Here is an 8,070-nt window from a genome sequence, read left to right on the forward strand (position 1 = left end):
CCCCCGTTCTAGTTGAGATCCATATTCAGCGGCACGCTGGCAAACGCACCCGAGGCTACAGCGGCCTTCATGCGCCGGGCCCGCTGACGAGCAGCAAGCTCCTCCTCGTCGACGACCATAAGGCCGCCGGTGGGACAGGCCTCCACGCACGCCGGGCCGCCCTCGCGGTCATAGCACAAATCGCACTTCACCAGGAAAGCCTTGGGCGCCGACTCCACCGTCAGGCCGCCCAGCTTCGCCGCGCCCTCTTGGGAGACCACGTCCACGGCGCCGTAAGGACAGGCCAGCACGCAGCTGCGGCAGCCGATGCAGCGCTCCTGCTTCACCGCCACGCGACCCTCGTCGAAGTACAGCGCCCCTTCCGGGCACGAGGCCACGCACGGCGCATCGGCGCAGTGGTGGCACACGATGGGCGCGGAGATGGTCAGGGTGGTAATCAGGTTCAGACGGGGCTTCGCAACGTCCCCCGGCGCACTGTGCTTCAGCAGACAGCCGGCCATGCACGTCTGGCAGCCGATGCACAGGCCCGGGTCGGCAATGACGAATTTAGAGCCCATGAACTCCTCCTCTTTCTCATAGCTCGAAGCATGTATTCCCCCGCTTCGCTCCTGCCTGTCCCCTTCTCGAGAACCGGGGTGCACGAGACCAAGGCATCGGTGGGACGCCTTGCTGAAACGGATTGGAATCTATGGGAAGCGCGCAGGGTTTGCGCATCGGGAAAGTCACCTTTGACCTGTTGGGGACGTTATAACGCGCTCAACGGCTATTGGCAACCCCCTATTTCGCCGCTTCTGACGCTCCCGCCTTCCGGCGCAGGAATCCAGGGGCCTTCCGAGTGTGTTACAATTGCACTACATCTTCCCTCGTTTTGCTGGGAAGATGTCGCGGAAGCGCTCGCAATAAGGCGCATTTTCATCCGCCTTCGATCTGCTTCGCGAGGCAAAAAAATTTTTCGGAGGTGCTCTATGGGCAAGCACGCCACCCTGCAGGTACGCGTCGAGGACGCCATGAAGGCAGAGGCCGAACAGCTCTTCGAGGCTCTGGGCCTCTCGCTCTCCGAGGCCGTGCGGCTCTTCATAGCCGAGAGCGTCAACGGAAGGCGGCTCCCCTTCACGCCGCATCTCAGCAAGAGCGAGGGAGCCACGAGCGCCTTCGGCAAGCTGCGTCATTACGGCAATCCGACCCAGTCGAGCGACGAGCGCGCCGCATGGCTGAAGGAGCAGGGCGCATCCGACGCCGAGCGGCCGAAAAGCACGCCTCGGGGACGTTCCCGCGATATCGTCATCGTGGACAAAACCGTCCTGCTGCACTATTTGCTCGACAACGATCCGCGCCGCGCCGCCAAGGCGCGCCGCATTATCGCCGGCGGCGCGGCACGGGCCTACCCGGAGACCATCGTCGCCTGCGTGGCGGCGCTCGAGAACGACTACCACGTGCCGCGCTCGCTCATCGGCACGGTCATGGCGCTTCTGGCCGACGACGTGTCCATGGAGGACGGAGCCGCCGTGCGCCTGGCGGCCCGGCTCTACGGGGCGGGCAAGCTCTCCTTCGCCGAGCATCTTCTGGCCGCCCGCAACGTTCTCACCGGGTACCCCGTCGAAACCTTTAGCAAGCCGCTTTCCCGCACCATCATGTAAGAGGACCCAACGGCGAGCGGTCTTTCCCTCCTCCCGCCGCCTGAGGCCCTCAACGGCGAGCGGTCTTTCCCCGCCCGCTGCCCGAGGCCCTCAACGGCGAGCGACCCCTCCCGTTGCCGGAGGCCCAACGGCGAGCGGCCCCTCCTTCCCGCTGCCCGAGGGGTGGGGGGTTACTCGCAAAGGTCTCTCGGCCCGACAGATGCGCGCCCCGCCACGTCAAAGGGGCTGCGCCCTCAGGCACAGCCCCTCGCACAGCTCGTCGCGTATCTCACGGCATGCTACAGAATGCGCAGGTTCACATCCTTCAACTGGCGGCCCGTCACCGCAGAGGGCGCGCCGGTCATGGGGTCGCTCGCCGAGGAGGTCTTCGGGAAGGCGATGACGTCGCGGATGGAGTCCTTGCGGGCCAAGAGCATCACCAGACGGTCCAGACCCAGCGCGATGCCGCCATGGGGCGGGGCGCCCAGCTCGAGTGCACGGATGAGGTGGCCGAACTTCTCGTCGATCTCCTCGTCGGAAAGCCCCACGACGCGCAGGATGCGACGCTGCTCCTCAGCGTTGTGGATGCGGATGGTGCCACCGCCCACCTCGAAGCCGTCCATCACCAGGTCGTAGGAATAGCTGCCGCAGGCGAGCGGGTCGCTCTCGATCTTGTCCAGATCCTCCTTCAGCACATGGGTGAAGGGGTGGTGCTCAGCGGCGTACTTCTTCTCGTCCTCGTCGTAGCGGAACATGGGGAAGTTCACCACCCACAGAAGCGCGTGACCCTCGCGGGGCACGTTCAGCGCATCGGCCATATGCAGGCGCAGGGCGGAGAGCACGGCGTTGGCGATCTCGGGCGCGTCGGCCGCGAACAGCAGAAGGTCGCCGGGCTCCACTTCCATCTCGGCCTTCAGGGCCGCCCACTCTTCGTCGGTGAAGAACTTCTTGATGGGGCTCTTCTCCTGGCCGTCGGTGGTGAACGCCACCCAGGCCATGCCCTTGGCGCCGTTGGCCTCGGCGATGGAGGCCATCTTCTCCACCTCGCCGCGGCTCCAGTCACCCGCGCCCTTGGCGTTGATGGCCTTCACCACGCCGCCCGAGGCGGCCACCGACGAGAACACCTTGAAACCGGTGTCCTTCACGATGTCGGTAATGTCGTGCAGGAGCATGCCGAAGCGCACATCGGGGCGATCGCAGCCGTAGTCGCGCATGGCGTCGGCGTACTGCATCTTCTGCAGGGGGAAGGCCACATCGGTCACGCCGACGGCGGCAAGCGTCTCGGCCATGACCGCTTCCATCATGTCGCACACATCGTCGCCCTCCACGAACGACATCTCGATGTCCACCTGGGTGAACTCCGGCTGGCGGTCGGCACGCAGGTCCTCGTCGCGGAAGCAGCGGGCAATCTGGTAGTAGCGCTCTACGCCGGCGCACATGAGCATCTGCTTGAACTGCTGGGGGCTCTGGGGCAGGGCGTAGAACTTGCCCGGGTTCGGACGGCTCGGCACAATGTAGTCGCGAGCGCCCTCGGGGGTGGAGTTCGCCAGGATCGGCGTCTCAATCTCCAGGAATCCGCGCTCGTCGAGGGCTCGGCGCATGGCCTGGGTCACCGTGTGGCGCAGCTTCAGGTTGGCGAGCATCTCCGGACGGCGAATGTCCAGGTAGCGCCACTTCATGCGGGTGATCTCGTCGGTCTCGATGCCGTCTTCGATGGAAAACGGCGGTGTCACCGAAGTGTTCAGCACCTCCACGGCGCTGGCCAGCACTTCGATCTCGCCGGTAATCATGTTCGGGTTCACAGCCTCCGGTGCCCGCTCGCGCACGCGGCCGGTCACCTTCAGCACGTACTCGCGCCCCAAGTGCTCGGCTGCATGGAAGTCCTCCGCGCTCACGCAATCCGGATCGACGACCACCTGCGTGTAGCCCTCGCGGTCGCGCAGGTCGATGAAGATGAGCCCACCGTGGTCGCGCGTGTGCCACGCCCAACCGGCCAGCGTCACCTCTTGGTTCACGTCGGTCGCACGCAGCTGCCCGCAGGTGACGGTGTGCATGCAATATTCGTTGCGGAAGTCTTCCATAGTTACGTCGGTTCTCCTAGGGTCAAAAAATCACGTGCCCGTAATCGTATCGCAAATCCCCCGCCTACGCCAGCTATTCCGCACGTTCTCCGCAGGGGCAGCGCGCCCGCGACGGGAGAGTTACGAGGAACGGGTAGCGCGAATGGAACGACCCTCCCATAGGGACTCACAGCTCATAGTCCATAGCTCATAGTCCATAGCTCATAGTCAATAGCTCGCAGGGCGTCCATCCCAACATATGATGGCAGGGCAGCCTCCAAAGCCCTTATCGCATTTTCTGGCGCAAAGTGTCGGTGTGCTCGAGCAGATCGGTATTTCGCGCCAGAAAAAGCGCTTCTTGAGCCTTTTGAGAGAAAAATACGCCCCGAAATGTCGATCCGCGCGGGCGGATCGACATTTCGGGGCAAACAGACCGCGCCGCAACGCACCCTTCGTCGCTTTCCCATACCCGCGAGCACCACTTCGTCGCCTCCCCGCGCCCGCGTGCACCCTTCCCCACGCACCTTTTCGCCGCCTCATCCCAAACAAATGGGATCGAAAGCTTTCGTCCCCGATCCCACTGTCGAGGTTCAACGCATCAAGACAGAGGGGGAAGCGCCCTCTGTCTGCTGCCACATGGCTAGTCGATCAGTTCCCGCAGGACGTACTGGAGGATGCCGCCGTTCTCGTAGTAGCGGCCCTCGGTGGGGGTGTCGATGCGCACCGTGGCGTCGAAGGTCACCGCGCTGCCGTCGGCGCGCTCGGCCGTCACCTGCACCACCGCCGGGGCCGGCAGACCCGCCGAGAAGTCGATGGGGGCCACGGTGATGGTCTCGGAACCGTCGAGCCCCAGCTCATCGGCATTCTGGCCCTCGGTGAACTGCAGCGGCAGGATGCCCATGCCGATGAGATTCGACCGATGGATGCGCTCGAAGCTCTCGGCGATGGCCACGCGCACGCCCAGCAGCATGGGGCCCTTGGCCGCCCAGTCGCGGGACGAGCCCGAGCCGTACATCTTGCCCGCCAGCACCGCTGCCGGGGCGCCTGCCGCGCGGTAATGCTCGGCCGCATAGTACAAAGGTGCGATCTCACCCGTGGTGAAGTCGCAGGTCCAGCCGCCCTTGCGGCCGTCGGCCAACTTGTTCGTCAGCTTCACATTGGCGAACGTGCCGCGCATCATCACCTCGTGGTTGCCGCGACGGCTGCCGTAGGTGTTGAAGTCGGCCGGTGCCACACCATGGGCCTCGAGGTATTCCGCCGCCGGCATATCGGGCGCAATGGCGCCAGCCGGGGAGATGTGATCGGTGGTGATGAAGTCGCCGAAGTTCCCGAGCACCCGGGCACCCTCGATGGGGGCCTGGCCCTCCACTGCTCGGCCCATGCCGTCGAAGTACGGGGGCCGGCGCACGTAGGTAGATGCCTCGTCCCAGGCGAAGGTGTCGCTCGGCTCGGCGCCCAAGGCCTGCCAGGCGGCATCGCCCTCGAACATGCCGGCAGCACCCTGCTCGTACAAGTCGGCGGTCACGTACTGGCTCACCAGCGCGGCCACTTCGGCCTCGTCGGGCACGATATCGGCGAAGTACACCGGATTCCCGGCGCTATCCACGCCAAGAGCATCCTTCTCCAGATCAATATCCATGGTGCCGGCAATGGCGTAGGCAATCACGTTGGCCGGCTGCATGAGATAGTTCTGCGACACATCCGGCGAGATGCGGCCCTCGAAGTTGCGGTTGCCCGACAGCACGCTTGCCAACTCGATATCGTCGGCGATGGCGTGCATCTGTTCCATGAGCGGGCCGGAGTTGCCGATGCAGCTCATACAACCAAAGCCGCAAGTGAAAAAGCCCAGCTGACGCAGGGGCTCGGTCAGCCCCGCGCGCTCCAGCAGCAGCTCGGTGGCGCGGCTGCCCGGAGCCAAAATGGTCTTCACCCAGGGTGCGGGCGCAAGCCCGTGCTCGGCGGCATTGCGGGCCATGAGCCCCGTGGCGATCATCATAGCCTGGTCGGTAGCCGTCGTGCAGCTCGTCACTGCAGCGATGGCAATGGCCCCGTGGGTCAGTTCGTGGTCGACGCCGCCAATTTCCACGTGCGCCGTCACATCGTCCAGGCCGCGCTCGGCGCAGATGGCGCGGAAGCGCTCGCCAGCCTGGGCCAGGGCAATGCGGTCGTGGGGTCGTGACGGTCCGGCAATGGAGGGCTGCACGCTGCCCAGATCCAACTCGATCACATCGCTGTACACACGCGGTCCGGCATTCGGATCGTTCCAGTAGCCCTGGGCCTTGGCGTAAGCCTCCACAAGGGCCACCTGATCCTCACTGCGGCCGGTCAGGCGCAGGTAGTCGAGCGTTTTCTCGTCCACGGGGAACAGGGTGCAGGTGCTGCCGTACTCCGGGGTCATGTTCGAGATGCAGGCGCGCTGGGTGGCAGAAAGTACGCTCACGCCGGGGCCGAAGCACTCCACGAAGCAGCCCACCACGCCGCGCTCGCGCAGCATGCTCGCGAACGTCAGCGACACGTCCATGGCCGACACGCCCGCCGCCAGCTCGCCGGTCAGCTTCACGCCGATCACGCGGGGCACCAGGGTCGTAATGGGCTGGCCGAGGGCCGCGGCCTCGGCCTCGATACCGCCCACGCCCCAGCCGAGCACACCGATGCCATTGGCCGTAGGCGTATGAGAGTCGGTGCCCACCAGGGTATCGAAGTACACTACCGGCGTGCCGTCGGCGCCCGTAAGTCCCGAAGGCGACTCCATGACCACACTTGCGAACTTCTCGATGTTCAGCTGGTGGCAGATACCCTGCCCCGGCGGCACGATGCGCACGTTCTCGAAGGACTCCTGGGCCCACTTCAAGAAGTCGTAGCGCTCGCTGTTTCGCGCGAACTCCAACTTCATGTTCTCGTCCATGCATCCGGGGCAGCCGGCCTCATCGGCGATGACCGAGTGGTCGATGACCAGATCGCACGGCACCTGAGGGTTGATCTTCTTCGGATCGCCCCCCAGCTCAGCGCAGGCCTCGCGCATCACGGCGAAGTCAACGAACACCGGCACGCCCGTAAAGTCCTGGAACAGCACGCGCGCCGGCGAGAACTCCACTTCCTCGCCCGTATGGCCCGCAAGGCCGGCCTCGGTCACCCGGGCTGCCATGGCCGCGGCCTCGTCGGGCGTGCGGCCACAGCGCAGCACATTCTCCAACAGCACCGTCAGCGAGAACGGCAGCCGATCCGCACCTTCGATGGTCGACACGGGATAATAGGTGTAGGCGACATCGCCCACCTTCAAAGTAGATGCAAAGCCCATAGTGCACTCCTCCTGCAATCTATGCTCGGTCATACGTTGGGAAAGAGAGAATCGCGCCCGCTCTCCATGCGGGCGCGATTCCTACGATACGTTCTCGACGATCTGGCTCGCCCGCTTCTTCAACATGCCGCGACCGTTGGTCGCATCGAAGCGCATGCGATCGCCCAGAGCCTTCTTCACCTCGGGCGCCAACTTTCCCTGAGAGAAATCGATGACAGCCAGCAACATGTCCTGGAATTCCAGATCGCCGTGCCAGCACTGAATGCCCTCATCAATGAGGGACCATACTTTCTCCGAGCGCTTCTCGGTCGTCGCGCCGAGGGCGCACAGAAAGCGCATGGCGGCCAAGCGCAACGGGCCGCTGCCCTCATCGAAGAGCGCCGTCTCCGCACCGGGAATAGCCTTCTCGCAAGCGCGAGCGTCAAGGGGAATGATCCGCGTGAGAGCCTCAAGGCACTCCCAACGCGTTTGCGCCTCTGGACGCTCAAGGACATCCACCAATGCAGCCCCATGGCCAACGAGCAACTCGGGATCCTCCCGCGCCACGCCGGCGATAATGCGCGCCGCCTGCTGACGGCCGCGACGACTTCCGTCGGAAAGCGCGTCAACCAACGCCTCTAGAACCGCCGGCTGTTTCGCCGCATCTTCAATGCGCTTCTTATCTTCAGGGCTCTCTGAACTCACGGGAACACCACCTCTCTCGATACCAACAGCCTCGTTCGCAATGAGACAAGGCTCTGTGGGTATTATACGCGCGCGCCTCTTGCAGTCGAGAGAGGCCGACCCCATTTCACGGCCGATGGCGACGAGAAAGACAGCCCTAAAAAACAAAAGACGCCCGGGCGGGCGTCTATGATGACGGCATCTCCCCATGGCCGGAGACCCCGTCGATGCCGCCCCTCTGAGGAGCGGGCCGCGCGGAGACGAGGCCCAGAAAGCAAAAGGCACCCCGCGGGGTGCCGAAGACGGCATCGGCCCCGTTCGCCGGGGCGTCAGCGCCGGCGAACGGGGCCGGGCCCGGGGGCGATGGGAAAGCGCCCCCTGCGAGCGGAACGACCTGTCCTCCCGCGGCCTCGCGCCGCAGTACTTTCGGCGA

The 8,070-nt window shown here is 64.9% G+C and carries 5 protein-coding genes; 1 reads left to right on the top strand and 4 read right to left on the bottom strand.

The annotated features are described in order from the left end of the window. Window positions 1-8 precede the first annotated feature (8 nt). Window positions 9-557 (bottom strand): 4Fe-4S dicluster domain-containing protein, encoded by a 549-nt coding sequence (locus tag AAK988_RS01940; protein WP_016310464.1) that lies wholly within the window; start codon window positions 555-557, stop codon window positions 9-11. Between the two features lie 408 nt (window positions 558-965). Between AAK988_RS01940 and AAK988_RS01945 the strand changes: the two genes are divergently transcribed. Continuing rightward, window positions 966-1,637 carry a type II toxin-antitoxin system RelB/DinJ family antitoxin gene (locus AAK988_RS01945; RefSeq protein ID WP_016310463.1) on the top strand — a complete coding sequence of 224 codons (672 nt, stop codon included), beginning with the start codon at window positions 966-968 and terminating at the stop codon, window positions 1,635-1,637. 278 nt (window positions 1,638-1,915) lie between these two features. On the opposite strand, the gene aspS is transcribed toward AAK988_RS01945, so the two are convergent. From aspS to AAK988_RS01960, 3 genes are all read right to left on the bottom strand, one after another. Continuing rightward, a complete protein-coding gene (aspS, locus tag AAK988_RS01950) occupies window positions 1,916-3,697 on the bottom strand; it encodes an aspartate--tRNA ligase (protein ID WP_369873057.1) in 1,782 nt (593 codons plus the stop codon). Between the two features lie 619 nt (window positions 3,698-4,316). After that, window positions 4,317-6,974, bottom strand: a complete 2,658-nt coding sequence (gene acnA, locus AAK988_RS01955) for an aconitate hydratase AcnA (protein ID WP_369873056.1) — start codon at window positions 6,972-6,974, stop codon at window positions 4,317-4,319. Between the two features lie 81 nt (window positions 6,975-7,055). Continuing rightward, complete coding sequence (locus AAK988_RS01960) at window positions 7,056-7,658, bottom strand: HEAT repeat domain-containing protein (protein WP_369873055.1); 603 nt, start codon at window positions 7,656-7,658, stop codon at window positions 7,056-7,058. Window positions 7,659-8,070: the final 412 nt, after the last annotated feature.

Origin of the sequence: Adlercreutzia muris (assembly GCF_041223505.1) — a bacterium.
Taxonomy (GTDB): Bacteria; Actinomycetota; Coriobacteriia; order Coriobacteriales; family Eggerthellaceae; genus Adlercreutzia; species Adlercreutzia muris.

What these genes read in the sequence shown, in the direction of transcription:
- AAK988_RS01945 (WP_016310463.1), top strand. Translation starts at nt 966, where the DNA reads ATGGGCAAGCACGCCACCCTGCAGGTACGCGTCGAGGACGCCATGAAG.
- aspS (WP_369873057.1), bottom strand. Translation starts at nt 3,697, where the DNA reads ATGGAAGACTTCCGCAACGAATATTGCATGCACACCGTCACCTGCGGG.
- acnA (WP_369873056.1), bottom strand. Translation starts at nt 6,974, where the DNA reads ATGGGCTTTGCATCTACTTTGAAGGTGGGCGATGTCGCCTACACCTAT.
- AAK988_RS01940 (WP_016310464.1), bottom strand. Translation starts at nt 557, where the DNA reads ATGGGCTCTAAATTCGTCATTGCCGACCCGGGCCTGTGCATCGGCTGC.